General features: G+C 67.9%; 20 protein-coding genes. 5 read left to right on the plus strand and 15 right to left on the minus strand.

The features are described from left to right. From ACT54R_RS22465 to dusB, 5 genes are all read right to left on the minus strand, one after another. Positions 1-2,196, minus strand: a complete 2,196-nt coding sequence (locus ACT54R_RS22465; protein ID WP_476330337.1) for a sensor histidine kinase NtrY-like — start codon at positions 2,194-2,196, stop codon at positions 1-3. A gap of 278 nt (positions 2,197-2,474) precedes the next feature. Then, positions 2,475-3,290, minus strand: coding sequence for a substrate-binding domain-containing protein (locus ACT54R_RS22470; protein ID WP_476330342.1), 816 nt, complete (start codon positions 3,288-3,290; stop codon positions 2,475-2,477). Between the two features lie 119 nt (positions 3,291-3,409). Continuing rightward, positions 3,410-4,852 (minus strand): nitrogen regulation protein NR(I), encoded by a 1,443-nt coding sequence (gene ntrC, locus ACT54R_RS22475; RefSeq protein ID WP_168457840.1) that lies wholly within the window; start codon positions 4,850-4,852, stop codon positions 3,410-3,412. Between the two features lie 7 nt (positions 4,853-4,859). Next, positions 4,860-5,945, minus strand: a complete 1,086-nt coding sequence (locus ACT54R_RS22480; protein WP_168458263.1) for a two-component system sensor histidine kinase NtrB — start codon at positions 5,943-5,945, stop codon at positions 4,860-4,862. Between the two features lie 179 nt (positions 5,946-6,124). Next, complete coding sequence (gene dusB, locus ACT54R_RS22485; RefSeq protein WP_476330348.1) at positions 6,125-7,144, minus strand: tRNA dihydrouridine synthase DusB; 1,020 nt, start codon at positions 7,142-7,144, stop codon at positions 6,125-6,127. A 169-nt stretch (positions 7,145-7,313) separates the two neighbouring features. Between dusB and ACT54R_RS22490 the strand changes: the two genes are divergently transcribed. Next, positions 7,314-8,513 carry a bifunctional 2-C-methyl-D-erythritol 4-phosphate cytidylyltransferase/2-C-methyl-D-erythritol 2,4-cyclodiphosphate synthase gene (locus tag ACT54R_RS22490; protein WP_476330352.1) on the plus strand — a complete coding sequence of 400 codons (1,200 nt, stop codon included), beginning with the start codon at positions 7,314-7,316 and terminating at the stop codon, positions 8,511-8,513. Positions 8,514-8,515: 2 nt separating this feature from the next. Continuing rightward, positions 8,516-9,004 (plus strand): CinA family protein, encoded by a 489-nt coding sequence (locus tag ACT54R_RS22495; protein WP_476330356.1) that lies wholly within the window; start codon positions 8,516-8,518, stop codon positions 9,002-9,004. Between the two features lie 80 nt (positions 9,005-9,084). Here ACT54R_RS22495 and ACT54R_RS22500 read toward each other — a convergent pair whose 3' ends face one another. The 3 genes from ACT54R_RS22500 to ACT54R_RS22510 form a co-directional block, all read right to left on the minus strand. Next, positions 9,085-10,830: an SPOR domain-containing protein gene (locus tag ACT54R_RS22500; protein WP_476330360.1), complete on the minus strand. Its 1,746-nt coding sequence runs from the start codon at positions 10,828-10,830 to the stop codon at positions 9,085-9,087. 258 nt (positions 10,831-11,088) lie between these two features. After that, positions 11,089-12,849: an arginine--tRNA ligase gene (argS, locus tag ACT54R_RS22505; protein ID WP_476330364.1), complete on the minus strand. Its 1,761-nt coding sequence runs from the start codon at positions 12,847-12,849 to the stop codon at positions 11,089-11,091. Between the two features lie 36 nt (positions 12,850-12,885). Further along, entirely contained in the window at positions 12,886-14,091 is a 1,206-nt protein-coding gene (locus ACT54R_RS22510; RefSeq protein ID WP_476330368.1) for a deoxyguanosinetriphosphate triphosphohydrolase, read from the minus strand. Between the two features lie 145 nt (positions 14,092-14,236). On the opposite strand from ACT54R_RS22510, the gene erpA reads away from it, so the two are divergent. After that, a complete protein-coding gene (gene erpA, locus ACT54R_RS22515) occupies positions 14,237-14,614 on the plus strand; it encodes an iron-sulfur cluster insertion protein ErpA (RefSeq protein ID WP_081837719.1) in 378 nt (125 codons plus the stop codon). 105 nt (positions 14,615-14,719) lie between these two features. Here the strand turns inward: erpA and ACT54R_RS22520 are convergent, their stop codons facing one another. Together ACT54R_RS22520 and ACT54R_RS22525 are read right to left on the minus strand one after the other, a co-directional pair. Further along, on the minus strand, positions 14,720-15,886 hold the full coding sequence (locus ACT54R_RS22520) for an alginate O-acetyltransferase AlgX-related protein (RefSeq protein ID WP_476330373.1): 1,167 nt from the start codon (positions 15,884-15,886) through the stop codon (positions 14,720-14,722). 10 nt (positions 15,887-15,896) lie between these two features. Continuing rightward, positions 15,897-17,303 carry an MBOAT family O-acyltransferase gene (locus ACT54R_RS22525; RefSeq protein WP_476330378.1) on the minus strand — a complete coding sequence of 469 codons (1,407 nt, stop codon included), beginning with the start codon at positions 17,301-17,303 and terminating at the stop codon, positions 15,897-15,899. 164 nt (positions 17,304-17,467) lie between these two features. On the opposite strand from ACT54R_RS22525, the gene xth reads away from it, so the two are divergent. Beyond that, the gene (gene xth, locus ACT54R_RS22530; RefSeq protein WP_476330381.1) at positions 17,468-18,256 is read left to right on the plus strand and encodes an exodeoxyribonuclease III; all 789 of its coding nucleotides are present in this window, start codon (positions 17,468-17,470) and stop codon (positions 18,254-18,256) included. A 6-nt stretch (positions 18,257-18,262) separates the two neighbouring features. Then, entirely contained in the window at positions 18,263-18,679 is a 417-nt protein-coding gene (locus ACT54R_RS22535; RefSeq protein WP_476330384.1) for a GFA family protein, read from the plus strand. Between the two features lie 3 nt (positions 18,680-18,682). Here the strand turns inward: ACT54R_RS22535 and ACT54R_RS22540 are convergent, their stop codons facing one another. The 5 genes from ACT54R_RS22540 to ACT54R_RS22560 all read right to left on the minus strand — a co-directional run bounded on the left by ACT54R_RS22540 (position 18,683) and on the right by ACT54R_RS22560 (position 26,373). Continuing rightward, positions 18,683-19,528, minus strand: coding sequence for a tetratricopeptide repeat protein (locus tag ACT54R_RS22540; protein WP_476330877.1), 846 nt, complete (start codon positions 19,526-19,528; stop codon positions 18,683-18,685). Between the two features lie 554 nt (positions 19,529-20,082). Then, positions 20,083-22,872, minus strand: a complete 2,790-nt coding sequence (locus ACT54R_RS22545) for a valine--tRNA ligase (RefSeq protein WP_476330387.1) — start codon at positions 22,870-22,872, stop codon at positions 20,083-20,085. 285 nt (positions 22,873-23,157) lie between these two features. Continuing rightward, positions 23,158-23,541: a PopZ family protein gene (locus ACT54R_RS22550; RefSeq protein WP_476330880.1), complete on the minus strand. Its 384-nt coding sequence runs from the start codon at positions 23,539-23,541 to the stop codon at positions 23,158-23,160. Positions 23,542-24,164: 623 nt separating this feature from the next. After that, positions 24,165-25,481: a TolC family outer membrane protein gene (locus tag ACT54R_RS22555; RefSeq protein WP_476330390.1), complete on the minus strand. Its 1,317-nt coding sequence runs from the start codon at positions 25,479-25,481 to the stop codon at positions 24,165-24,167. Between the two features lie 229 nt (positions 25,482-25,710). Continuing rightward, complete coding sequence (locus ACT54R_RS22560; protein WP_476330394.1) at positions 25,711-26,373, minus strand: protein-L-isoaspartate O-methyltransferase family protein; 663 nt, start codon at positions 26,371-26,373, stop codon at positions 25,711-25,713. Positions 26,374-26,437: the final 64 nt, after the last annotated feature.

The following is a 26,437-nucleotide window of genomic DNA, read 5'->3' on the forward strand; positions in this document are numbered from 1 at the left end:
TCAGGCCCTCCCTGCTTGAGGGACCGGTTGCGCCCCGCCCGCGCCGGCCGGTGGTAGACCATCCGCCCGCATCCGGAGCCTGATCCAGGCGCCGCGACCCTCGGGCGAATCGTTGAGTTCGATGCCGCCGCCGTGCTCTTCCATGATCTTGCCGACGATGGCGAGGCCGAGCCCCGTCCCCTTCTCGCGCGTGGTCACATAGGGCTCCAGAAGGCGGCTGCGTTTCTCGCGCGGCAGGCCCGCGCCGTTGTCGATGACGTCGATCAGGAGATCCTCCCCCGCCGCAGCGACACGGACGCGGATGCGGCCCTTGCCGCGCTCGGCGTCCGGGACGGCCTCGATGGCCTCCGCGGCGTTCTTGAGAATGTTGGTAAGCGCCTGGCTGATGAGCCGGCGATCGAAACGGGCCGGCTGCGCGGTGGGCAGTTCGGTCTCGAAGGTGACATCCGGGTGCCCGACCCGCATGAGGAAGACCGCCTGGCGGACGGTCTCGGCAAGATCCTGTGCGTCCACCACGGGCTTGGGCATCCGGGCGAAGGAGGAGAACTCATCCACCATGCGGCCGATGTCGCCGACCTGCCGGATGATGGTGTCCGTACACTGGTCGAACACGTCGCGATCCTGGGTGATGTGGCGGCCGTATTTGCGCTTCAGCCGCTCGGCGGAGAGCTGGATGGGGGTGAGCGGGTTCTTGATCTCGTGGGCGATGCGCCGCGCCACGTCCGCCCACGCCGAGGTGCGCTGGGCGGTGATGAGGGCGGTGATGTCATCGAGCGTCACCACCCAGCCGTGCGCTTCGGCTGCCGACTGCTCGGTGGTGACGCGCATGGCGAAGATTCGTTCGCGGCCGTCGCGCTGCACCGTGATGTTGCCTTGAACCGCGCGCTGACCGGCGCCCCGCGCCTCTTCGAGCAGGGTTGCCGTCTCTGGCACCACCTCGGCAAGCGGGCGACCCAGGCCCTCGGCCTCTGAGACACCCAGCAGCCGCTCCGCCGAAAGGTTGAGGATGGTGACGCGGGCGTCGGCATCAAGGCCGATCACCCCCGCGCCGACGCCGGAGAGCACCGCCTCGGTGAAGCGGCGGCGACTGTCCATCTGGTCTCGGGCGCTTACGAGGGCGTTGCGCTGGGTCTTCAGTTCGCCGGTCATCTTGTTGAAGGTTTCGCCGAGGGTTGCAAGGTCGCCCTCGGCGCGGTTCACCGGCACCTGGATGTCGAGATTGCCCTTGGCCACGCGATCTGCCGCCCACATCAGCCGGCGGATGGGCGCCACCAGCCATTTGGAAAACGTGACGCCGAGCCAGACCGCTGACAGGAGCACGATCAGCGTGACGATCGAATACATGGCGGCGAAGGCGAGCTGGACGCTGAACCGCCGCTGCTCCAGCGCGCGATAGTCGGCCAGCGTGTCGCTCGTCACCTTCAGATAGCCGAGAACGCGGGGATCGATCGGCCGGGCCACGTACAGGAAAAGATCGTCGAAGCCGGTGAGCGGCACCACGGCACCCACATAGTCGGAATCCACATAGATGATGGGCTGCTCGGTGGTCGCCTCGTTGATGGCGATGTTGGTGGGCACGAGGAACTCGCGGCCCGTGCGCAGGTTCGCCCGCTCCACCACGGACAGGTCGCGGTGGATGATCTGGGCGCCCGGCACGTTGCGCAGGGCGGCCTGGGCGGTCAGCACCTGGCGGAACTTGTCGATGTCCGTATCGTAGAGATTCTTCTGCTGCGACAGATCGTTGGCCATGGCCAACGCGTCACCGCGGATGGAGAGCGCGTGCTCGCGCACATAGGTCTGCGCCACAGAGGAGGCCGAGCCGACGATCTCCTGCGTGCGCTCGGAGAAATAACGGTCGAGGGTTCGATCGAGGGTGAAGCTCGCCACCAGAGCCACCACAACTGCCGGCACCACGGCGACGATGGCGAACAGGCCGATGATCCGCACGTGGAGCCGCGAGGCGGCGCGCCCGCGCGCCCGCGCCTGCCAGATGCGCCAGACTTCCCGGCCAATGATGGCAAGCAGCGAGAACGCAGCGACGGCCGATGCCGCGAGGGCCGCAATCGTCACCGTCGGCGTCGGCACGATGGAGGTGAGGCCCATGATGATGGCGAAGGTGGCCACCGCCAGAGCCAGCGACAGCACCACCACGACGGGCGCGAACAGGCGGGCGAACAGACTGCGCCGCGGCCTCATGTCTCTTGCGGCGTACCCGACCGGCTCATCGCTCATGTGTGCCTGACCGTCCCAGCGCTACCGGCCGGCGCGACGACTCGTGCGGCCCGGAGTGATGCAGTGGAACGACACTGGTGCAAAAATGTGACAGACGCATCCCCCTCCACCGGATTTGGTGCGAAGGCAGCGAAAGACAGGTAGCCGGGTCAGCGAATTCGCCCGCCTTTGCCCCGCCTCCCTGCGCGGCGGTGCCGCAGGACGCCTCTCCCCGCGGCAGGATGCGATGCGCCGCAGACGAATCAGCGTGCGGCCGGCAGCGTCACCGGGATGAATCCAAAATCCGCCAAGGTCTTCTGGCCAGTGGGCGAGAGGATGTACATGGCGAAATCCGCGGCGGGCAGCGAGGCCGTATTGGCGAGCGTCAGCCCGTACTCCGGCCCCACGGCGAGGTCGCGGGGCAGCGCTACCACCTTGTATTTCCCTGGGTCCGCCTTGCTCATCTCCTGCGTGCCCGAGCAGTAGTAGATGGCCACGTCCGCGCTCCGGTCACCGAGCGCCACGGCCAGCCTGTGGCGGCCATTGAGCGGACCGGTGGTCGCCGCGCCGCCAAACACTTGCTGGGCCTTGCCGCTCAACGCGGCGAACGCGCCCGGGCGCTGCTTATCGATCAGCGCGAACAGCTCCCACGTATAGTCGCCGCCCGGATCGGCCTTCGGCGTCGACGTGGCGAGGCGGATGTCCGGCTTCAGCAGCGTCTCCACCAGCGTGTCGGACGCGAGCGGTGGGCCATCCGAGAGCGCGATGGCGCACAGCGCATTACGGGCGAACAGCACGCTGTCGCTGGCAAGGCCCTTGTCCGTCAGCGCCTGCGCGTGGGGCAGAGCTGCGGAGGCGAAGATGTCGAAGGCGCCGCCGTTTTCCAGCTCCGTCCTGAGCACCCCGGACGGACCCCATCTGGTTGCGATGTGATCCTTGGGATGGGTGCGGCCATAGTCCGCGATCATCGCGTCGAACGCGCCGGTGAGGCTGCCCGCAGCAACAAGGCGGATGTCGTCAGCACGGGATGCTGCGGCGGAAAGGCAAAGAAAAACAACGGCGCAAATGCGGGCGCGCATGGCAAGGCTCCGAAATGAACAGGCGAATAAGCTATATTCATTTGGATATATCGTAGCCGTCAACAAACCCCGCGGATGGGACACCCGCGGGGCGTGTGCGTCGCCTCAAGACCCGGGGATCAGCGCGAGGTACGAATCACCTGGATGTCGAGATCGCGTATCTTCTTGCGCAGCGTGTTGCGGTTGAGCCCGAGCAGTTCCGCTGCCTTGATCTGGTTGCCGCGGGTGGCGGCGAGCGCAGCGGACAGCAGCGGATATTCCACGTCCTTCAAAATGCGGTGATAGAGGCCGGGCGGGGGCAGATTCTCGCCGAAGCCCGAGAAGTAGGTGTTGAGGTGCCGCTCCACCGAAGCGGCGAGCGTTGCATCCACCGGGCCCTCTTCCGACAGCATGTTCGGCATGGGCTCGGAAAGCTCGGCCTCGATGATGGCGGGGGTGATGACCTCTTGCGGGTAGAGCGCGGCGAGGCGGCGGACGAGGTTTTCCAGCTCGCGCACGTTGCCGGGCCAGCGATAGCGCTTGAGCCGGTCGAGGGCGGCCGCGTCGATCTGCTTGGCCGGCAGGCCTTCCCGCTCGGCCTGCAGGAAGAAGTGGCGGACGAGGTCGGGCACATCCTCCGACCGCTCGCGCAGGGGCGGCAGGCGCAGCGGCACCACGTTCAGGCGGAAGAACAGGTCCTCGCGGAACAGGCCCTGCTGGATCAGCGTGCGCAGATCCTTGTTGGTGGCGGCGATGATGCGCACGTCGGTCTTGATGGGCGTGCGTCCGCCGACCGTCGTGTATTCGCCCTGCTGGAGGACGCGCAGCAGGCGGGTCTGCGCCTCCATCGGCATGTCACCGATCTCGTCGAGGAAGAGCGTGCCGCCCTCGGCCTGCTCGAAGCGGCCGGGATTGCGGGTGGTGGCACCGGTGAACGAGCCCTTCTCGTGGCCGAACAGCTCCGATTCGATGAGGTCGCGCGGGATGGCCGCCATGTTGATGGCGACGAACGGCCCGGTGCGGCGCTTGCCGTAGTCGTGCAGTGCGCGGGCCACCAGCTCCTTGCCGGTGCCGCTCTCGCCCGCGATCATCACGGTGAGGTCGGTCTGCATCAGGCGGGCGAGGAGGCGGTAGATCTCCTGCATGGCGGGCGAGCGGCCCACCAACGGGATGTTGTCCTGCTCCTCGGGGGCGTGATGGCCGCCGTCGCCCTTCTTCGGCTCCGCGAGGGCGCGGCCGACGATGGAGATCAGCTCCTTCAGGTCGAAGGGCTTGGGCAGATATTCATAGGCCCCGCGCTCGGAGGCGCGGATGGCGGTCATGAAAGTGTTCTGCGCGCTCATGACGATGACCGGCAGGTCCGGCCGCGCCTTCTTGATGCGCGGCAGGAGGTCGAAGGCGTTCTCGTCGGGCATCACCACGTCGGTGATGACGAGATCGCCATCCCCCTGGCTCACCCAGCGCCACAACGTGGCGGCGTTGCCGCAGGAACGCACCTCATATCCCGCGCGCGAGAGCGCCTGGTTGAGCACGGTGCGGATCGCGGCATCGTCGTCGGCGACCAGGATGCTTCCGGATGGCATCGACACCTCAATTGTCCTCTCGAACAGGGCTCTTGCCGCGATACATGGGCAGGAGCACGCGGAACGTGGTGCGGCGGGGCTGGCTGTCGCATTCGACGATGCCGCCGTGGTCACCGATGATCTTCGCCACCAAAGCAAGACCGAGGCCAGAGCCGGTGGGCTTGGTGGTCACGAACGGGTCGAACAGGTGGGGCACGAGGTCTTCCGGCACGCCCTTGCCGTTGTCCCGCACGCAGAACTCGAGCGGCAGGCTGACCCGGGTGGAGGCACCGGGCACCATCAAACGCACGCCGGGGCGGAAGGCGGTGGAAAGCAGGATCTCGCCGTCCTGGTCGCTGTCGATGGCTTCCGCCGCATTCTTCACCAGGTTCAAGAACACCTGGATGAGCTGGTCGCGGTTGGCCAGCACCGGCGGCAGGGAGGGGTCGTACTCCTCCACGAAGCGGATATGGCGGGCAAAGCCTGAGGACGCCAGCGTGCGCACATGCTCCAGCACCGCATGGATGTTCACCGGCTCCCGCTCCACCGGGCGCTCGTCGGAGAACACCTCCATCCGATCCACCAGCTTCACGATGCGGTCGGCCTCGTCGCAGATCAGGCGGGTGAGCGCCCGGTCCTCGTCGTCGGCGGACTGCTCCAGAAGCTGCGCCGCGCCGCGGATGCCCGAGAGCGGGTTCTTGATCTCGTGGGCCAACATGGAGGCAAGCGCGCTCACCGAGCGGGCGGCGCCGCGATGGGTGAGCTGGCGGTCCATCTTGTCGGCGATGGTGCGCTCCTGAAGCATCACCACCACATTGTCCGGCTGCTCGTTCACCGGCGCCACGTGGATGTCCACGATGCGCTCGCCGCCGTTGCGCGGGGTGCCAAGGTCCACGCGATATTCGTTCACCGGCGCGCCCCGCTGGCGCACCTGATCGATCAGGCCGAGGAGCGGCGTGCCGAAGGGCACGAACTCGCTCAGGGGCCTCCGGCGCAGAAGGGGGGCGCTGACCTCGAAGAAGGCTTCAGCCGCCACATTGGCTTCCACCACATGGCCGTTGCCGGCGATGGTGAACAGCGGGTGCGGCACGGCGTCGAGAATGGCGCGCGTCATGCCCGGCTCGGCGCCGCCCGTCTTGGCGACCGGGTGAACAGGCGGGCTGACGGCTTCCTGCGCCGCCTCCTTGGCCGCCTCCTTGGCGACCTCCTTGCCCGCAGCCTTGGCCGCTGTCTTCGAACTGCCCTTGCGCTTTTGATCCATCTTCCGTGTGTCTTGCTTTCTGGCTTCGGCCGTCATGCCGCAGCCCTCCACATGAGTTCGTCGAAGGCCGCCACGATGCCGGCCTTCACCCGGCCCGGCTCGTCGAGCACAAGCAGCGCTTTGCGCCAGCGCTCCACGAAGGCGACCCGATCACTCCCCTGCCCTGCGGCGGCCGCATCGAGCGCCCAGCCGATATGCTTGCGCGCCTGCCGGACGCCGAGCGTCGTGCCGTAGAGCGACAGCCAGCCTTCGTAGAGTTCCAGCAGGATGTCCCGCTGGGCGTCGAGGGGCGGATCCTCGTCGACCACTCGGCCGGCCAGCGTCTGCGCCACACGGCCCGGAAACCACGGCCGGCCCTGCGCACCGCGGCCGATCATCAGCCCATCCGCGCCGGAAGCCGCGAGAATGCCCCGCCCGTCCGAAAGGCTCACCACGTCGCCGTTGGCGATCACGCGAATCGATACGGCGTCCTTGACCGCGCGGATGGCGCGCCAGTCGGCCCTGCCGGTGTAGAACTGGCAGCGGGTGCGGCCGTGGATGGTCACCATGGAAAGCCCGCACGCCTCGGCCATCTGCGCGAGAGCGACGGCGGTGGGCGAGCCATCGTCCCAGCCAAGCCGGGTCTTCACCGTCACGGGAACGCTGACCGCGCCGCGCACCGCCTCGAAGATCGCGCGGGCCAGCGGCAGGTCGCGCAAAAGGGCCGCCCCGGCGGCACCGGTGGTGACGCGCTTGGCGGGGCAGCCCATGTTGATATCGATCAGCCCGGCGCCGGCCGCCTCGGCCACGCGTGCCGCCTCGCCCATCAGGCGCGGGTCGTTGCCGGCGATCTGGACGGCATGGAACGGCACGCCCTCGCCCTCGGCGCGCAGCAGCATCTCGGGATGCCCGTCGAGGAGCGCCTCGCTGGCCAGCATTTCTGATATGACGAGCCCCGCGCCATGGCGGATCGCCATCCGTCGCACCGGCGCATCGGTGATTCCCGCCATGGGGGCGAGGAGCACCGGATTGGGCAGGGTCACGGCGCCGAGGCGCAACGCCGGAATGGACAATGGGACAGTCTCTTGCACAGAATTTAGGCCAGCTGTGTTCTGCCTACATCTTAGACAAATGTGCGCAGCACGCAAGGGCAGTGTGCGTGCCGCTGCACCGCAGCATGTCCGGCCCCACCTCGCGCTACCGGCCTGATCTCTCACCTTCGTTCCGAAGCGAGATCCGGCCATGACCGGAGCGTCGGCCACGAACTGCGTGGCGATCGTGGTGGCCGCCGGTCGCGGAAGCCGTGCAGGTGGCCCCTTGCCCAAGCAATATCAGCAACTTGGCGGCGAGCCGGTGCTGCGCCGCACGCTGCGCCTTTTTTGCGAGCATCCGGCCGTCACGGCCGTGCTCACGGTCATCCATAGCGATGATTCAGGCCTCTTTGCGGATGCTGCGGAAGGCTTGCCCAAGATTCTGGCACCAGTTTCCGGTGGCGCGACGCGCCAGGACTCGGTCCGAGCGGGGCTTGAGGCCCTCTCGGCTGCCCCTCAACCGACGATCGTGCTGGTGCACGATGCCGCCCGTCCTTATGCGACGCCCGATCTCATCGCCCGCGCCATCGCCGCGGTCGGCGCGGCCGATGCCGCGATCCCGGTGCTGGCGGTGACGGATACGGTGAAGCGCGTCGATGCGGACGGGGTGGTGGCGGAGACGCTGGACCGCGCGGCGCTGCGCGCCGTGCAGACGCCCCAGGCCTTCCGCTATGACCCGCTCGTCACCGCCCATCGGGCGGCGGCCGAGAGCAGCGTGACCACGCTGACTGACGATGCCTCGGTGATGGAATGGGCGGGCCATCGGGTCGCGACCTTCGCCGGCGAGACAGGGAACATCAAATTGACCACAGCCGAAGACATGACCCGTGCCGCCGCCTCCACACTCGCCGATCTACCGGACGTGCGCACCGGCACCGGCTTCGATGTCCATGCCTTCGGCCCGGGCGACCATGTGATGCTCGGCGGCGTCGCGGTGCCCCACGGATTCGGGCTGGTCGGCCATTCGGATGCGGACGTGGGCCTGCACGCCCTCACCGACGCCCTGCTCGGGGCGCTCTGCGACGGTGACATCGGCGCCCATTTCCCGCCCTCGGACCCGCAATGGAAGGGCGCGTCCTCGGACCGCTTCCTCGCCCATGCGGTGGAGAAGGTGACGGCGCGCGGCGGGCGGATCGCCCATCTCGACCTCACCCTCATCTGCGAGGCGCCGAAGGTCGGCCCCCATCGCGACGCCATCCGGGCCGAGATCGCCCGCATCACCGGCGTTCCGGTGGCCCGGATCTCGGTGAAGGCCACCACCACGGAGAAGCTCGGCTTCACCGGCCGGCGGGAAGGCATCGCCGCCATGGCCAGCGCCACCATCCGCCTGCCGGCGGGAGAGGATATCTGACGATGGACGAGGAGACCTACGCCCGCGCCGTCGCCGTCCTCGACGCCTTCCGCGCCCGCGGCTGGACGCTGGCGACGGCGGAATCCTGCACCGGCGGGCTCGTGGCCGGCGCCCTCACCGAGGTGCCGGGATCGTCCGACGTGGTGGACCGTGGCTTCGTCACCTATTCCAATGCTGCCAAGATGGCGATGCTCGGCGTGCCCGAGGCGACCCTTGCCGCCCATGGTGCCGTGAGCGAGGAAACCGCCCGTGCCATGGCCGAGGGGGCACGCAAGGCGGCAGGGGTGGATGCGGCGGTCGCCATCACCGGCGTGGCCGGGCCGGGCGGCGGCTCGGCGGCGAAGCCCGTGGGGCTCGTCCATTTCGCCTGTGCCCGCCGCGACGGCACGACCGTCCACCGCGAAAAGCGATTCGGCGAGATCGGCCGCGCCGAGGTGCGCCGGCTCTCCGTGCTGCAGGCGCTCGACCTGCTGCGCGAGGCGGCGGTCTGAGGTCTCGCGGGCATCTGTCCTAAAAAAGGGCCGCTCCGAGAGCGGCCCTTTTGCGTGGGAATGCGGTCTCGTCTGCCGCGTCAGTTCTTGGTCACGACACAGTCGCCGCCCTGCGCCCGCAGGGACTGGCAAAGGTCGTTGGCCTGATCGCGACCGGCGAAGGGACCGACCTGAGCGCGGTAGTAGATGCCCTTGTCGCCAAGGTCCGCCTTCTTGACCGTTGCCTTGTAGCTGCCCAGGAGGTTCGGATACTTGGCCTGCAGCGCCTTCCAGGAGCCGAGCGCGTCGCTCTCCGACCGCTGCGAGGCCACCTGCACCACATAAGTGCCGGCCGCCGTGGGCGCGGGAGACGTGCTGGCGGTCGCGTCCGCGGGAGCGGAGGCAGGCACGGTGGTCACGGGATTGGGCTGCGGCAGCCCCACCGGGATCGGATTCTGGCTCGGCGCATAGGCCGAGACGGCGCTGGAGGGCACGCCGGGCGTTACGCTGCCGTCGGCGCGCACGGTCATGGTCCGCACGCGCTTGGGCTCGGTGAGGTTCTGCGTCGCCTGCATGGGCTGCGCGGCGGGCGCCGGGCCGGTATCGGCGGGGGCGCGAGCGGCGGAGGTCACATCCACCGGCTGCTCCTCGCGCGGCACCATCTTCTCGTTTCCGGCGGTCACGGGCCCGCCGACGCGATCGTAGATCGACTTCTGCGCATCAGCCGTTGCGGGCGGCGTCGTGGTCTTGGCGGGAGCGGAATCCGCCTTGATGACCGGCGGCGTGCCGGAGGAGGATATCAGGCCGGAGCGGCCCACGGCCATGTTGTAGGCGAACACGCCGGCCACGCCCGCGACCACGAGACCCACGAGCGACACCCCGAGCACGAGCGCGGTGCGCCCGCGACGCCGCCGCGGCTCCGGCTCGTACATCTCCTCGCCGTGAGGCGGCATGTAGCCGTCGTCGGCATATTCGGGATCGTAGCGGTCGTCGTAGTCGTCGTAGTCGTAATCTTCGTCACGCCGTGCCGCGGAATAGGCGTAGCCCGCCTCATCCGTCTCGTCGTCGTAGCGCGCCGCCTGCTGGGCCGGCTGGCCGGAGGCGGGGCGGCGATCGTCCTGATACCGCGTGTCCTGATAGCGCGGCTCTTGCGAGCGCGGATCCTGGCGATACCCCTGGGCATCGTCGCGGCCGTAAGCCTGCTGTGACTGCGGAGCCTGAGCCTGCCCATAGCCGGCGGCCCGCGCCCTCGGATCCACGTTGCGCGAATCAGGCTGGCGGGGATCAGGCTGGCGCGGATCGTCTACGCCGTCGTCATAGTCATCGTCGTAATCGTCATAGTCCTGAGCCGGCTGCTGCTGAGCCGGCACGGCGCGAGCGGCGGCGGCATCGCGGGCGAGCGAGCCGTAACCCAGGCGAACGTCAGCCGCGCGCGCGTCCGCCGGGCGGGGCGCGGGGGCGTAGGACGGGGCAGGCTGGGCATAGCCGGACTGACCGTAGCCCTGCGGGGCGCGGGACTGAGGCTCCGGCGCGTAAGAGGGCGCGCTGCGGGCCGGAACGGCAGGCTGACGTGCGGGGGCGGTGTTCCACGCCTCGGCGTCGTCGTCCTCGTCGTATTCGGGTTCGACAGCAGCCGCGCGGGACGGCGGCTGGAGCGCGGCACGCGCGGGCTGGGGCGGTGCCAGGCGCTGCGCCGGCGCAGGTGAAGGAGACGCCGGAGGCGCATAGCGCTGCGCGGGCGCCCGGCGGGGATCGACCGACTGGGACGCACCCTGCTGGGGCGCGGCCGAGCGAGCCTGCTGTTCGGGCGGGAGCCCGTCGAAATCGTCGAAAGGATCGTGATCCATGAGCCGAGCCAGCTCGGCGAGGGGATCACGACCGGCCGCACGATCGCCACTCGCGGCCTGCGCCGGCCGGGAGCCGGGGCCGCTTTGCGTGGCAGCATCGTCACGCCGGTAGCGGTACCTGCTTTCGTCGCCCATGTCGCCTCGATGTGTTGCGCCGCCCACCCGGCCGGATTCTCGCGAAACCAATCTTCGCAAACCGGCCACCAAGCCCCGCCCGCACCTCGGCCAGCATACGCCGGACCGCAACCGGACGAGCGATTATTTCATCTCGTCAACGGCCTCAACTCCGAGCACCTTGAGACCGGAAGCGAGTACCGTGGCAACGCCATGCACCAATGCGAGGCGGGCCGAGGTCAAATCTCGATCATTCTCGATAATGAAGCGTAAATGTGGCAAGTCTTTTCCCCGGTTCCACTGGGCATGGAACTCGCTCGCCAGATCATGCAGGAAGAACGAAACGCGGTGCGGCTCGCGCGCCGTTGCCGCCTGCTCGACGAGACGCGGCCAGGAGGCGATGCGCCGCAGCAGCGTCAGCTCGCCCTCGTCATCGAGTCGGGCCAGGGCCGCTCCGGCGAAGCCTGCGGGCTCGGGGGGCAGGTCCGCGAACTGCTCGTGGGCGTTGCGCAGGATCGATTTGGCCCGGGCGTGCGCATACTGCACGTAGAAGACTGGATTCTCGCGGGACTGCTCGATCACCTTGCCGAGGTCGAAGTCCAGCGGAGCGTCGTTCTTGCGGAACAGCATCATGAAGCGCACCGCATCGCGGCCCACCTCGTCCACCACCTCGCGCAGAGTGACGAACGAGCCCGCGCGCTTGGACATGCGCACCGGCTCGCCATTGCGGAACAGGCGAACGAGCTGGATCAGCTCAACGTCGAGGCTGGCCTTGCCACCGGAGACCGCCTTCACCGCCGCCTGCATGCGCTTGACGTAGCCGCCATGGTCGGCGCCCCAGACATCGATCATCTTGAGGAAGCCGCGCTCCACCTTGTCCTTGTGGTAGGCGATGTCGCCGGCGAAATAAGTGTAGCTGCCGTCCGACTTCTTGAGCGGCCGGTCCACGTCGTCACCGAAATCGGTGGAGCGGAACAGGGTCTGCTCGCGGTCTTCCCAATCCTCGATAGGCGCGCCCTTGGGCGGCGGCAGGCGGCCCTCGTAGACCTCACCAGAGGCGCGCAGCGCCTCGATGGTGGCGCCCACCTTGTCCACCGCGCCGAAGGCCAGCGAGCGCTCGGAGAAGAACACGTCGAACTCGATGCCGAGGGCAGTGAGGTCGTCGCGGATCATTTCCATCATGCAGCCGATGGCGAAGGAGCGGAATACGGGCAGCCACTCGCTCTCCGGCGCAGCCATATACTCGCCGCCATGCATCTCGGCGAGCTGCTGGCCGACGGCGATGAGATAATCACCGGGATAGAGACCGTCCGGGATGTCCGCCGCCTCGCCCGTCACCGCCTCGCGGTAGCGCAGGAAGGCGGAGCGGCCGAGCACGTCCACCTGGGCGCCGGCATCGTTGATGTAATATTCCTTCGTCACCGCGAAGCCGGCGAACGCCAGGAGGCGCGCCATGGCATCGCCGAACACCGCACCCCGGCAATGGCCGACGTGCATGGGGCCGGTGGGGTTGGCGGAGACGTACTCCACATTCACCTTCTCGCCTGCCCCCAGCGTCGAGCGGCCGAAGTCGAGGCCCTGGGTGAGAGCGGCGGCGAGCACCTTGGGCCAGAAAGCCGCATCGAGGGCGATGTTGATGAAGCCGGGCCCGGCCACATCCACCCGCGCCACGCCCGGCACCGCCTGGAGCTTGCCGGCAATCTTCTCGGCGAGGTCGCGCGGCTTGAGGCCGGCATCCTTGGACAGCACCATGGCCGCGTTGGTGGCGAGGTCGCCATGGCTCGCATCGCGCGGCGGCTCCACCACCACGCGGGCGAGGTCGAGGCCGGCTTTGACGTGGCCCTCGGCAACAAGGGCGGCGACGGCTTCGCGGACGTGATCGGCGAAGATCGCGTAGACGTTCATGGAATGGGGTCCAATCGGGTTCGGTTGCCGGCGCGCCTAACGCAAGTCCGGTGTCGAGTCAAAGAAGCGGGCGTGCTGGTCGAGGGCGTAGCGGTCGGTCATGCCCGCGATGTAGTCGCAGACGCGGCGGGCGAGGCGCTCGCCCTCCAGCGCATCGATACCGTCTTGCCAGGAGGCCGGCAGATCCTTCGGGCGGTTGATGAAATAGGCGAACAGGTCGCGGATGACCCCCTGTGCCTCGGCCATGATGCGATTGACCCGCTCGTGCCGGTACATGCGGGGAAAGAGGAAGCCCTTGAGCGCCTTCTCCTTCTCCCGCATGGCGTCCGAGAAGGCGATGACGGGGGCGCCGAGCGCCCGCACGTCCTCCGCCGAAGCCACGCCGGCGGCCTGCGCGCGGCGCTGACTCTCGGCCACCACATCCTCGATGAGCAGGGTGATGACCAGCCTCAGCACCTCGTTCACCGTGCGCGGCACGTCGAGGCCGGGATAGCGCGCGCGGACGCTCGCCAGCGCCTCGCCCACCAGGGGCAGGCCGGCGATGTCGTCCAGGGTGAACATGTGGGCGCGCAGGCCGTCGTCGAGGTCGTGGACGTCATAGGCGATGTCGTCGGAGATGGCGGCGACCTGCGCCTCCGCCGAGGCGTGGCTCCACAGTTCGAGATCCTGCTGAGCCGAATGCACGCGGATGGCATGGGGCAGGCCGTCCCGATAGCGGCCGATGCCATTGCCCTCACGGTCGGTCAGCGGGCCGTTGTGCTTGGCAATGCCTTCCAGCGTCTCCCACGTCAGGTTCAGCCCGTCGAAGGCGGCGTAGCGGCCTTCGATGCGGGTGACGACGCGCAGGGACTGGGCGTTGTGATCGAAGCCCCCCTGCCCCGCCATGCAGGCGTCCAGCGCCCGCTCGCCGGCATGGGCGAAGGGCGGATGGCCGAGATCGTGCGCCAGCGCCAGCGCCTCGGCGAGGTCCTCGTCCAGCCCCAGCGCACGGGCGATGGAGCGGGCCACCTGCACCACCTCCAGCGTGTGGGTGAGGCGGGTGCGGTAATGGTCGCCCTCGTTGAAGACGAAGACCTGCGTCTTCTGCTTCAGCCGGCGGAAGGCGGTGGAATGGATGATGCGGTCGCAATCGCGCCGGAACGGGCTGCGCGGCGGCATCTCGGGTTCCGGGACAAGGCGGCCACGGGAGCGTTCGGCTTCGCTGGCCCAGGACACGCGGGGCGTCGCGCCGCTCACCGCCATGCCCGTCCCTCCCCCGCTCCGGCCCGCGCGGCACAGGAGCCTGCGGCGACGCACAAAACCCTTTTGCACCGCCCGCCCTTTAAATCGGGGGCGGATGGACTTACCTTAGAAGCCATTGCCAGCTTCAATTCGTAAAGTCGATACCATGGAAACCTCTCTCGCCCCGACAACCGCTCCCGCCGATGCTCCGGTGACGGAAGTGGATTTCACCGTGACCGACGCGGCCGCCCGCCGTATCTGCCAGATTCTGTCTCCCGAGCCTGCCGGCACCTTCCTGCGCATCAGCGTGGAAGGAGGCGGCTGCTCCGGCTTTTCCTACAAGTATGATGTGACGCAGGAACAGTCGGACGACGACCTCGTGATCGAGAAGGAAGGTGCCAAGATCGTGGTCGATCGGATGTCGCTCGACTATTTCAAGGGCTCCCAGCTCGACTACAAGGCGGACCTGATGGGCTCCGCCTTCAAGATCTCGAACCCCATGGCCACCGCCAAGTGCGGCTGCGGGTCCAGCTTCGCCGTTTGAGCTGCTCCTGGGCGCAGCCGCACGAAACGTAAGTAACCCGGCGGCTGCGGGTCCAGCTTCGCCGTTTGAGCTGCTCCTGGGCGCAGCCGCACTTAACCTGAGCGGCTACGGCGCGACGTTCCTCGGCACGGCGCTGCGCCACAGGCGCGGCAGGCCCTTGGGCCAATCGTCGCCGTAGCAGGGGAAGAAGCGCTCCGTGCGGGCATAGATGATGAGGTCCGGCGCGTAGCGCTTCACGTCGTCGAAGCTGAAATCGCAATTGCCCGTCACCCGCGCGGAGGCGTGCATCCATGCAACCTCCTTCACCGGCGCGTTGGCGAACAGGCGCGGCCAGGACATGGCGGTGAAGGAATCGCCCATGATGAGCACCTTCAGCCCCTCGGGCGCATAGTCCCGCACCACCGACTTGAAGGCGATGTGCTCGTTCAGGCTGCGCAGCACGGGGTCAAAACGCGGCTTTGAGGCCTTGCCGGGCAGGTTGAGGCGGAAATCCTCCTCCTTCACTTCGGGCGGCATGCGCATGGCGCGCAAAAGGTCGCCACGCGGTGCCGGCTCCAGCCCACCGACCACCTGCGCCGGGTCCACCTGCCAGTCGGGATGGCCGGCGGCGACCATCACGGCATTGAAGGCGAGCACGCTGGAGCGGGCGTTCCAGTGCGTGTCGGTGAGGAGGTAGCGCGGCGCCGGACTCGCCTTCAGCACCGGGCGCAGATCCACGGTCGTGATGCCCCGGGCCTTCAGGCCGGCCTGCGCGAGATCATATTCCGTCGTCGGGTAGGCGAGCGCATCGTTCCACAGCGGCAGCGCCTCGGTTTCCACCGACTGGGCATTCGGCGGCAAAGCGACCACGATCTTGGTGCCGGCGGGCGCGAGGATGCGCTGCATCTCGCCGAGCATGTCGACGAAGCGCTCCACGTTCGCTGCCCGCACCAGCGCCCCGGCCGATTGGGCCGGCGTCTGCTCCCGGCCCCAGAACAATTGGCCGTCGCGCCCGGCATAGAAGGGCTTGCTGTCCGGCGAGTTCAGCTCGGCCCGAAGCTCGCGGCGGAATACCGGGAGGGTGGCGCGGAAGCCGAAATTGTCCTGGATGAAAATGCCGATGTTGCGGAACCACAGGTCCAGCTTGCGGCTCAGCGCCCATTCAGGCGCCACCTTCACCCGCCACTGCATGCTCGCGAGCGGATCGGGAATGAGGTTCGACAGGAGCAGGAAGCCGAACAGGCCGGCGACCAGGATGCCCAGATAGCGGCGATGCCGGGAGAGGAGTGTCATCGGGCGCGCCTCAGAACCGGTAGTAGAGGAAGGGCGTGCCGTTGGTGCCGCCCACCCAGGCGACGCTCGCCAGCATCAGCACCGCGATCAGCGCGAAATCTGCCACCCGCGCCATAGCCCCCTCCCCCGACAGCATCTTCCAGCGCGGCCAGCGGAAGAAGCCGATCAGCCCGCCCACCACAAGAACTGTGATGGCGAGCGGCGTAAGGCCGAAGCCCAGCGCCATGGAGGCGCGGCTGAAGCCGTTGAGCCCGACGAGGCCGTGGAACATGTCGATGGCGCCCGGCAGGCTGTCGGCGCGGAACCACACCCAGCCGATCATCACCACCAGTACGGTATAGAGGTGGCTGACCGGCCCGGGCATCCGCTTCAGCCAGCGGCCGAGGAAGGCGCGCTCGATGATGAGGAAGGCACCGTGGTGCGCGCCCCAGATCACGAACGTCCAGCTCGCCCCGTGCCACAGGCCGCACAGCAGGAAGACGACGGAGAGGTTGATGTAGGTGCGCATCTCCCCGCGCCGGTTTCCGCCCAGCGGAATGTAGAGGTAATCCCGCAGGAAGGCCGACAGGCTCATGTGCCAGCGCCGCCAGAAATCGGTGATGGAGTGGGCGGTGTAGGGCAGCCGGAAGTTCCGCGGCAGCACGAAGCCCACCATCACGCCGAGGCCGACCGCCATGGTGGAATAGCCGGCGAAGTCGAAATAGATTTGCACCGTATAGGCGTAAAGGCCGAGCCATGCCTCCACGAAGGTCGGGTGGGTCGTTGTGTCGAACACCCCGTCTACCAGCCGCGCCACCTCGTCGGCGATCAGCACCTTCCAGGCGAGGCCGATGACGAACAGCCGCGCGCCCGCCGAGAACCGCCCCAGGGTCACCCGCCGCTCCGACAGCTGCCGCGCCACCGTGGCGTAGCGCACGATGGGGCCGGCAACGAGCTGCGGGAACATGCACATGTAGAGGGCGAACTGCGCCGGATCGCGGTTGGCGTGGACCTTCTTCTTGTAGATGTCGGCAAGGTACGAAATGGCGTGGAACGAATAGAAGGAAATGCCCAGCGGCAGCGAAATCTGCGGCACCGGGAGCACCAGCCCCATGGGCTCCACAATGGCGTTGAGGTTCTCCGCCAGGAAGCCGGTGTATTTGAACACCCCGAGCAGGAGGAGGTTCAGCGTCACGCCCAGCGCCAGCACGCGCTTGCGCTCGGCCCCCTCGCGCACCTCGATCGCCTTGGCCAGAAAGAAGTTGGCCGCGACGGAGGCGAGCAGGATCAGGATGTGTGGCGTATATCCCGCGGAATAGAAGACGAGCGAGAAGGCGAGAAAGATGTAGTTCCGCGTGGGGATGGTCTTCGCGGAGAAGTAAGCGACCAGAAAGAGCGGAAAAAAATAGAACAGGAATTCGATGGACGCGAAGGTCATGCCGCCCGGCCGCCAGAGATTGTCATCTGGCGTTCCTGCCACTCTTTGCCCGATGCCGCAACCCTTTGGGAGGTCACGACAGGTGTAGCGATAGGTAAGCCGCTCCGCCCCATTGCCTCCCCGGCGGTCCGGCGTATCCTCCCCCGCGAAGGAGCCGCCATCCCATGCGCATCGCCACCTGGAACGTGAATTCCATCCGCCAGCGCCTCGACCATGCGGTCCGCTGGCTCGGGGAGAGCCGGCCGGACGTGGTCTGCATCCAGGAGATCAAGTGCCAGACCGAGGCCTTCCCGATGGAGCCGTTCGAGGCGCTGGGCTATAATGTCAGCGTTCATGGGCAGAAGGGTTTCAATGGCGTTGCCCTCCTCTCCCGCCTGCCACTGGAGGACGTGACGCACGGCCTCGCCGGCGACGACGGGGACGAGCAGGCCCGCTTCATCGAGGCAGTGGTCTCCGTGAAAGGCGGCGTTGTGCGCGTCGCCTGCATCTATCTGCCCAACGGCAACCCGCCGGACACGGAAAAATACCCCTACAAGCTCGGCTTCATGGAGCGCCTCTCCGCCTTCGCCGCCGACCGGCTGAAGCTGGAGGAGCCGCTGGTGCTGGCCGGCGACTTCAACGTGATTCCCGAGCCGCGCGACGCCGCCGACCCCGCGGCGTGGACCGGCGATGCCCTCTTCCTGCCGCGCACCCGGCAGGCGTTCCGCTCCCTCCTCAATCTCGGCTTCACGGACGCCCTGCGCGCCACCTCCGACGCGGGGCGGCTCTATACCTTCTGGGATTACCAGGCCGGTGCGTGGCAGCGCGACAACGGCATCCGCATCGACCACCTTCTGCTGTCACCCCAGGCCGCCGACCGGCTCATCGCCACCGGCGTCGACAAGCATGTGCGCGCCTGGGAGAAGCCCTCGGACCATGTTCCGGTCTGGGCCGACTTCTCCATAGCGGCGTGACGCCCCGTGGCTGGAGAAACGACGCGCCTTGAGGGGGGCTGCCTGTGCGGCCGCCTGCGCTACCGGCTGGAGCGGGTGAAAAGCGCCTATTGGTGCCACTGCACCATGTGCCGCCGCGCCTCCGGCTCTGCCGCTTTGCCCTGGGTCTCGGTGGCGCGTGAAGATCTGGTCTTCATCGCCGGCACGCCGGCCGTCTTCGAATCGAGCCCCGGCGTCATCCGGCGCTTCTGCGGGGCTTGCGGAAGTCCGATCGTGTTCGACATGGCGCGGGAAAGCGATGTGGACGTGACCATCGGCACGCTGGACGATCCCGACCGCGTGCAGCCCACCCATCACATCTGGGTCGGCTCGGCGCTGCACATGGCGGACGGCCTGGGAGCGAGCTTGCCGCGATATGAGGGCGAACGCCCGCCCGAGGCGTGACGCTCAGCGCTTCGCTGTCTTCAGCCACACTTCCAGATAGCCGAGCGCCTTCTCGCGCTCGTCCGGCGTCGCCTCGGCGAAGGCCTGCTCGTGGGCGTTCACCACCCACTTGTCTTCGGGACGAACGGCGGAATCGCGGGCCAGCGTCAGCCACATGAGGCCACGGGCCGGCTGGCGGGGCACGCCCTCGTCGCCACGGAAGAGGAGCACGCCAAGGGTTGCCTGTGCCTCGTACTGGCCCTTCTGCGCCGCCAGCGTCAGCCAGCGGCCGGCGTTGCGCGCATCCCGGGGGCCGCCGACGCCTTCAAGATAGAGCTTGCCGAGCTGGTACTGGCCATCGGCGTCGCCGAAATAGGAGGCGGCATAGGAGAACATGTCCCGCGCGCGGGATGGATCGCGCTTCACCCCGGCGGAGGGGATGCCGACGAGGTAATAGGAGCCCAGCGCCACGAAGGCATTGGCCACGAACCGCGACTGCGCGGTGCCGGGATAATCCTCGGCGTGGCTGCTGGCGATCTTCTGGAAATAGTCGAAGGCCTTGGCGTCGTCGCGCTTCACGCCGTCGCCGTCCATGTAGATGCGGCCGAGCTTCCACTGGGCCATGGCGTGGCCCTGCGCGGCGGCATAGCCGAGGGCGTCGATGCCCTTGGCGGTCTGCCCGGCGCGGAGCGCCTGCGCCCCGGTGCGGAACGCCTCGTCCACGGGGCGCACCTGCGGCGCCAGCGGCACGTTGGCCGGTGGAGTCAGCGGCTGCATCTCATAGGGCTGGAGGGTCTGCGCGGTGCCGTCGAAGGCTTCGGCGCGTCCGGCCGCAAGACCGGCCACGGCGAGAAGAAGAACGCCTGCCATCGCTGCGGGGGTACGCACGCGACGGGGCTTGCGCACTGCGCTCACCCCCCGCCCTCTCACCCCGCTGAATGTCCCGTGTGTCGCAACCGAATTCATGATGGACGGAAGGTGACCGAACGCAGCGGCAATATCGGGGCCGAGGAGAGGCCGAGCAGCGGCACCTCTGGGGCGACCTTTCGGGCGAAGCCCGGCGCGGCCCGCCGGGGCATCCTCTCGCCATGTGCAACGACCGTCCATTCGGACCCACCCCAGGCGCGGCGTCCGGAAACACTTTCCGGGCTACGCTCACCGCCGCGCGTTGAAGTTCGATTTCGTGTCGTTTTGTGGCGAGTTCGCGGCGTAAGGCCCCTACGGGAACCCAGCACGTTCAAAGGATCGGGAGTGTGTCTTCTCTGTCACAATTTGCGGCGCCAAGAACCTGCAAGAAGGCGGCCGGATCGCGCAAGTCTTAACCATGATCTCGACGACCGGCAGAAACTGAGGCGCGGCGGCAACACTTGGCTCCGCGCCCCATTCTCCGCCGGTGCGTGGCGGCGGCTCCGGAAGGCGCCCGGTCAGGCGCCGCCGGAGAGCTGGCTGATGGCGGCGCGCACCTTTTCCTTGCGCACGATATATTCCTCGCGCTTCTCGCGCTCGGCCTCCACCACCTCCTCGGGCGCGCGGGCGACGAAGCTCTCATTGGAGAGCTTGGCATCGATGCGGGCGACTTCCTGATCGAGCTTGCCCTCTTCCTTGCGCAGGCGGGCGAGCTCCGCGCCGAGGTCCACCACGCCGGCGAGCGGCAGGGCCACCACTTCACCGCGCACCACCATCTGCACCGAGCTGGCGGGCACGACGTCCGACACCGAGACATCGGAGAGGCGGGCGAGCCGGCGGATGGCGTCGTCCCAGGCGGCCACACGCGCCGTGGTCTCCGCGCCGGGCTGCACCAGCACGAGGGGCACCTGCGCGCCGGCCGGCACGTTCATCTCCGCGCGCACGGAGCGGATCTCGGTGATGAGGTCGACGACCCAGCCGACCTCGGCCTCCGCATCGGGTGCCTCAAGGCCGGTCAGGTCCGGCCACGGCGCCAGCGCGAGCAAGCTGGTGCGCGCCGGCCCTTCCTTGCCGGTCTCCGACCACAATTCCTCGGTCAGGAACGGCATGAAGGGGTGCAGCAGGCCCATGGCCACGTCGAGAACGTACGCGGTGGCGGCGCGGGTCTCGTCCTTGGCGGCGCCGTCGGGGCCGGAGAGCACGGGCTTCGCCAGCTCCAGGTGCCAGTCGCACACCACGTTCCAGATGAAGCGGTAGACCGCCCCCGCCGCCTCGTTGAAGCGATAGGCGAGGATCGCCTCACTGACCTCTGACGAAGCCCGCGCCGCCTCGCCGATGATCCAGCGGTTGAGCGTGCCCTCCACCTTCGCCGGATCGAAGCCATCCGCCCGCACACACCCGTTCATCTGGGCGAAGCGCACGGCGTTCCAGAGCTTGGTCGCGAAGTTGCGGTAGCCCTCGACGCGCGAAGTCGCGAGCTTGATATCGCGCCCCTGCGCGGCCATGGCGGCCAGCGTGAAACGCAGGGCATCCGCGCCGTACTTCTCCACGAGGTCGAGCGGGTCGATGACGTTGCCCTTGGACTTCGACATCTTGGCGCCCTTCTCGTCGCGGACGAGGGCGTGGATGTAGACGTCCTTGAACGGCACTTCGCCGTCCATGAAGTGCAGGCCCATCATCATCATCCGGGCGACCCAGAAGAAGATGATGTCGAAGCCCGTCACCAGCACGCTGGTGGGATAGAACTTCTTCAGCTCGGCCGTCTCGTCCGGCCAGCCCATGGTGGAGAAGGGCCACAAAGCGGACGAGAACCATGTGTCCAGCACGTCCTCGTCGCGGGTGAGGAACCCTGCCCGCTTGTCGGCGTCGTCGATCAGCGCCTGGGCCTCGTCGGGCGACAGGCTCTCGTTGCCCACATTATGGGCCAGCGCTTCCTCGAACGCCTGGTCCTCGTCCTCGGCGACGAAGACGTTACCGAACGGGTCGTACCAGGCCGGGATCTGGTGGCCCCACCACAGCTGGCGCGAGATGCACCAGGGCTGGATGTTCTCCAGCCACTCGAAATAGGTCTTCTCCCAGTTCTTCGGCACGAAGGTGGTGCGCCCCTCGCGCACCGCCGCCAGCGCCGGCTGGGCGAGGGTCTTGGCGTCCACGTACCACTGGTCGGTCAGCCACGGCTCGATGACCACGTTGGAGCGGTCGCCGTGGGGCACCATGTGGGTGTGCGGCTCGATGGTGTCCAGCAGCTCCAGCGAGGTGAGCAGTTCGACGATGTGCTTGCGCGCCGCGAAGCGGTCCATGCCCGCCAGATGGCTGAGCACGCCCGCGGCGTCCGGCAGGTCCACATAGGCCTCGGGACGCTCGGCATAGTCGTCCTGGATGCCCTGCGGGTCGATGCGCGCCTCGGCGTCGAGCACATTGATCATCGGCAGATCGTGCCGTCGGCCTACCTCGAAGTCATTGAAGTCGTGCGCCGGGGTGATCTTCACCGCGCCCGAGCCCTTCTCCGGGTCGGAATACTCATCGGCAACGATGGGAATGCGCCGGCCCAGCAGCGGCAGGATGACGTTTTTGCCGATGAGGTCGCGATAGCGCTCGTCATCCGGATGCACCGCCACCGCCGTATCGCCGAGCATGGTCTCGGGACGGGTGGTGGCGACCACGATGAAGCGGTCCTTCTCGCCCTCGATGGGATAGCGCAAGTGCCAGAGATTGCCCTTCACCTCCACCTGCAGCACCTCGAGGTCCGAGATGGCGGTGATGAGCTTGGGGTCCCAATTGACGAGGCGCTTGTCCTTGTAGATCAGCCCCTCGCGATAGAGCTGCACGAACACCTTGAGGACGGCGCGGGAAAGCCCCTCGTCCATGGTGAAGCGCTCGCGCGACCAGTCGCAGGAGGCGCCGAGCTTCTTCAGCTGGTTGACGATGGTGCCGCCCGATTCGGCCTTCCACGCCCACACCTTCTCGATGAAGGCCTCGCGGCCGAGATCCCGGCGGCCCGGCAGCTTCTGGGCGGCGAGCTGGCGCTCCACCACCATCTGGGTGGCGATGCCGGCGTGGTCGGTGCCCGGCTGCCAGAGCACGTCCTTGCCGCGCATGCGCTCGAACCGTGCCAGGACGTCCTGGAGCGTGTTGTTGAGCGCGTGCCCCATGTGCAGTGAGCCGGTGACGTTCGGCGGCGGAATGACGATGGAGAAGCCTTCCGCATCCTTGCGCTCGGGGCGGCCGCAGCGGAATGCGCCGGCGTTTTCCCAGCGATCGGCGATGCGCTCTTCAACGGCGGCGGGATCGAAGACTTTTTCCAGCATGAACGGGACTCCGCGGTACCGCTCGGCCGCCGCCAGCGCAGCGCGCCGGGCCGGCTCCGCGTCCGCTGTGGTCGGAACGGGTCAGCCGGCGTTTAAGCCGGACGCACGGTCCGGCGTCAACACGCCGTCCGCGTGGGATTGGAAAGTGGGGCGGGCGGAAAGGCCCTGAGCCGAGCGCACGATCCGAGCGGATTGGAACAATCCGGTCGGCGCATCACCCTCTAAACTCAAGAAAGATAACGCCTGATCCGATCACACTGCGATGCCGTCTGATCGGCGCGTGCTCTAGCGCTGACGACGGGCAACGCGCTCGATCTCGGCCCGCACGAGATCCTCGACGATGGCGGGCAGGTTGGCATCCAGCCAGTCCTTGAGCATGGGGCGGAGAATCTCCTTCACGAGATCCTCCACGGTGCGCTCCTTCTGGGGCAGCAGGACGTCGCCGAGATTGCGGAAGGCGGCCATCACGGCGGCATCCGCATTGGGCGAAAGCAGATCCCGGCGGCGCGCCGCATCCGCGGAATGGCCACCCTCGGTGTGCTGCGCCGGGTGCTCCTCGAAGACAGGAGGTGCCGGCTGCGGCCGCATGGGGCGCGGCGGGGGCGCGGCAGCTTCGTGCCGATCGTCCCGCTCCTCGGCCGCGTGGTCGGAATAGGCCGGCTGCGGCACCGGCCGCAATGGCCGCGCCTCGCCACGCGACTCGGGACCGGCAGAGTGCTCGTGCCGGGACTGACGCAGAGCAGCTGCGGCCTCGGCGAAGACGGCTTCGTCCCGTTCATCCAGCCACGGGCGCTGGGCTCGTGCCGAAGGCTCCCCGACCGGCCGTTCGCCATTGGGACGCGCTTCGGCCACAGGCCGGGGCGCTGGGCGTTGTGCTGCTGCATAGGTCGGGGCGGGAGCGGCTTCCCGCGGGGGGGCCGGACGGCGGGGCACGGGTGGGGGCTCAAGCGGCGCCTGCCGTTGCGCTACCACGCGGGGATCCTGCGGTCGGCGGGGGCGCCCCTCCCCCGAAGGCGGAGCCTCGCTGCGGCGGGGACCCGCCTCGGCGTGCTGCGCCGGCTGTTCGTCATCCGCCATGATGCGGCGGATGGAAGCCAGGATTTCCTCCATCGACGGTTCCTGCACCTTGGGGCTCGCAGCCATGTCCCGACCTCGGCCGAAGACGAACCGTCGGCCCTGTGCGCGAGGACTTTATCCGCGCCCGCAGACCGACGGAGAGAATCGCCAGTTGAAGTAGGAGTATGGCACCGCCTCAGTTGGCAGCAACAACTGACGTACGGTCGGGCAGCGGATTATTTGCCGTCAGGCGTGCGAACACCGGCCCAGCTGTCACGCACCTGGTTGTAGTGAACACGCGGGTCGTAATAATTCACCTTCAGCCCGAGCGAGAGGGCATCCAGCCGGCCGATGGTGGAAACCAGCGCGTAGGCCGCCACCACCCGATCGCGCTGGGCGACGACGAGGGACGACTGCGAGTTGGTCAGGTCGCGCTGGGCGTTCAGCACGTCGGTGGTGGTGCGCTGGCCCACCCGCCATTCCTCGCGGACGCCTTCGAGGGCCAGCGTATTGGCGGCCACGGAGGCCTGCGCCGCCTGGATCTGTGCCTTCGCGGCCTCGAGCGCACCCCAATACTGCACCGCCTGGGCGCGGATGGTGTCGCGGTTGACGTCCACTTCGATGCGCGCCTGCGTCAGCAGTTCCTTGGCCTGACGGATGTTCGCGTATTCGACACCGCCCTGGTAGATCGGAACCGAGAGATTGAGCGTCACGGCGGCGCCGGACTGCGAATCCACCGAGAAGTTCTGATCGTAGGACTGGGAAAGCTGGCCCTGAAGCGAGAGGTTCGGCATCAGCCCGCCCTCAGCCACCTTCACCTGGAACATCGCCGCATCCACGGCAAATTCGGACGCCTTGACCGCGGGATGATTGTTGAGACCGGTGGAAATCACCTTGTCCACGGACGGCGGCAGCGTGGCCTCGATGGGGCGCGGGGTCGTGAGCTTGCCCGGCTCGACGCCGATCACCTGACGATAGTTCGCCTTCGCCGTCGACAGGTTCGCCACGGCCTGGCTCACCTGATACTGCGCGTCCGCCACCCGGGCCTCCGCCTGGGCCACGTCGGTGCGGGTCACTTCGCCCACGTTGAAGCGGTCGCGGGTGGCGCGCAATTCCTGCTGGAACGCCGCGAGGCTCTGATTCTGCAGGTCCAGCAGGGCGATGGCCTGGATGACGTTCATATAGGCGGTGACGCCGTTCAGCAGCACCGACTGCTCGGTGTTGCGCAGCGTCTCGCGCGAACCGCGCACCTGCGATTCCGCGTTGCGGGTCTGGTTCGCGGTGACGAAGCCGTTGAACAGCGTGTACGCCGCATTCAGCGCGAATGCCCGCGGCCAGAGCCATCCATTGGTCTTCACGCCCGAAGCCTGCTGCTTGGCGTATTCCGGCCCGGCCTGCGCCGTCGCGTTCAGGGTTGGGCGATAGCCGGACAGAGCCTGCGGCACGGTTTCATCCGTGGCGCGGGTTCCGGCACGCTGGGCATTCAGCGTGGGGTTGTTCGTGTAGGCCATGGCCAGCGCCTGATCCAGCGACTGGGCAGACGCGACACCCATAGCCAAAGCAAAGACACTGACGCCCGCCAAACATGCAACACCGCTTCGGCGAATGCGCTTTGCAACCGACATCCCAATCTCCCGATCCGACACGGCCATGCAGACTCGCCGCACCGACTCTGCCGCGCGGTAACTTTTCGGTAAGATATCGGTCCCGATCCCGATCCGAAACTGACCGGTTCGATCAAAGCGGCGTTTTCAGCCTACCGCTGCAAACGCGCCACACTGGTCAGAAAGTGAAGCGGGGAGCGGCTTTGAAGCCGGGGAGCGGCGGAACGGCCGCGTTGAACGCGACGCGTTCGCTCACGGAACCTGCCACTTTGGTAAACACGCAGGCCTTCCCCGCCCCGCCGTGACCGACCACCGCGACGAGGCGCCCGCCTTCCTTGACCTGCTCGAACAGGGCGGCCGGCACTTCGTCCACAGAGCCGTTGAGGAGGATGAGGTCGTAGGGCGCTTCGGCCTTCCAGCCCGCGTTCAGCGGCCCCTGCATCACCGCCACGTTGGCGACGCCGATCTCGGCGAGGGTGGCAGTCGCGGTCGCGGCGAGGCCGGCATCTTCTTCCACGGCCACGACCTGCTGGGCGAGGCGGGAGAGAACGGCGGCCGAATAGCCGGTGCCGCCGCCGATATCGAGCACGTGGTCATGCTCCTGCACGTCCGCCTCCTGGATGAGGCGCGCGAGGATCATCGGCTCGATGAGGTAGCGGGTGGGGTTGCCGGAGGTCAAAGCGAGGTCGTCGTCGATGTAGGCGAGCGACTTGAGCTGGGGCGGGACGAAAAGCTCGCGCGGGATTTCAAGCATCGCACCGACGATGCCCGGATCGGTGACGTTGTTGGTGCGCACCTGTCCGTCAACCATGCCGCGGCGAAGCTCGACGTAATCGATCATTTTCCCGTCTCCGGCCATCCCCTTGGCCCGGGGCGCTCAGCGGAGGCGTGTCCCGTGCCGTCGG

This window comes from Xanthobacter sp. DMC47, from assembly GCF_056313845.1.

Coding starts and splice junctions, on each gene's coding strand:
- ACT54R_RS22560 (WP_476330394.1), bottom strand. CDS start 26,373: ATGATCGATTACGTCGAGCTTCGCCGCGGCATGGTTGACGGACAGGTG.
- xth (WP_476330381.1), top strand. CDS start 17,468: ATGCGCATCGCCACCTGGAACGTGAATTCCATCCGCCAGCGCCTCGAC.
- ACT54R_RS22495 (WP_476330356.1), top strand. CDS start 8,516: ATGGACGAGGAGACCTACGCCCGCGCCGTCGCCGTCCTCGACGCCTTC.
- ntrC (WP_168457840.1), bottom strand. CDS start 4,852: ATGCCATCCGGAAGCATCCTGGTCGCCGACGACGATGCCGCGATCCGC.
- argS (WP_476330364.1), bottom strand. CDS start 12,849: ATGAACGTCTACGCGATCTTCGCCGATCACGTCCGCGAAGCCGTCGCC.
- erpA (WP_081837719.1), top strand. CDS start 14,237: ATGGAAACCTCTCTCGCCCCGACAACCGCTCCCGCCGATGCTCCGGTG.
- ACT54R_RS22525 (WP_476330378.1), bottom strand. CDS start 17,303: ATGACCTTCGCGTCCATCGAATTCCTGTTCTATTTTTTTCCGCTCTTT.
- ACT54R_RS22490 (WP_476330352.1), top strand. CDS start 7,314: ATGACCGGAGCGTCGGCCACGAACTGCGTGGCGATCGTGGTGGCCGCC.
- ACT54R_RS22465 (WP_476330337.1), bottom strand. CDS start 2,196: ATGAGGCCGCGGCGCAGTCTGTTCGCCCGCCTGTTCGCGCCCGTCGTG.
- ACT54R_RS22500 (WP_476330360.1), bottom strand. CDS start 10,830: ATGGATCACGATCCTTTCGACGATTTCGACGGGCTCCCGCCCGAACAG.
- ACT54R_RS22510 (WP_476330368.1), bottom strand. CDS start 14,091: ATGGCGGTGAGCGGCGCGACGCCCCGCGTGTCCTGGGCCAGCGAAGCC.
- ACT54R_RS22540 (WP_476330877.1), bottom strand. CDS start 19,528: ATGGCAGGCGTTCTTCTTCTCGCCGTGGCCGGTCTTGCGGCCGGACGC.
- ACT54R_RS22545 (WP_476330387.1), bottom strand. CDS start 22,872: ATGCTGGAAAAAGTCTTCGATCCCGCCGCCGTTGAAGAGCGCATCGCC.
- ACT54R_RS22520 (WP_476330373.1), bottom strand. CDS start 15,886: ATGACACTCCTCTCCCGGCATCGCCGCTATCTGGGCATCCTGGTCGCC.
- ACT54R_RS22555 (WP_476330390.1), bottom strand. CDS start 25,481: ATGGGTGTCGCGTCTGCCCAGTCGCTGGATCAGGCGCTGGCCATGGCC.
- ACT54R_RS22480 (WP_168458263.1), bottom strand. CDS start 5,945: ATGACGCGCGCCATTCTCGACGCCGTGCCGCACCCGCTGTTCACCATC.
- ACT54R_RS22470 (WP_476330342.1), bottom strand. CDS start 3,290: ATGCGCGCCCGCATTTGCGCCGTTGTTTTTCTTTGCCTTTCCGCCGCA.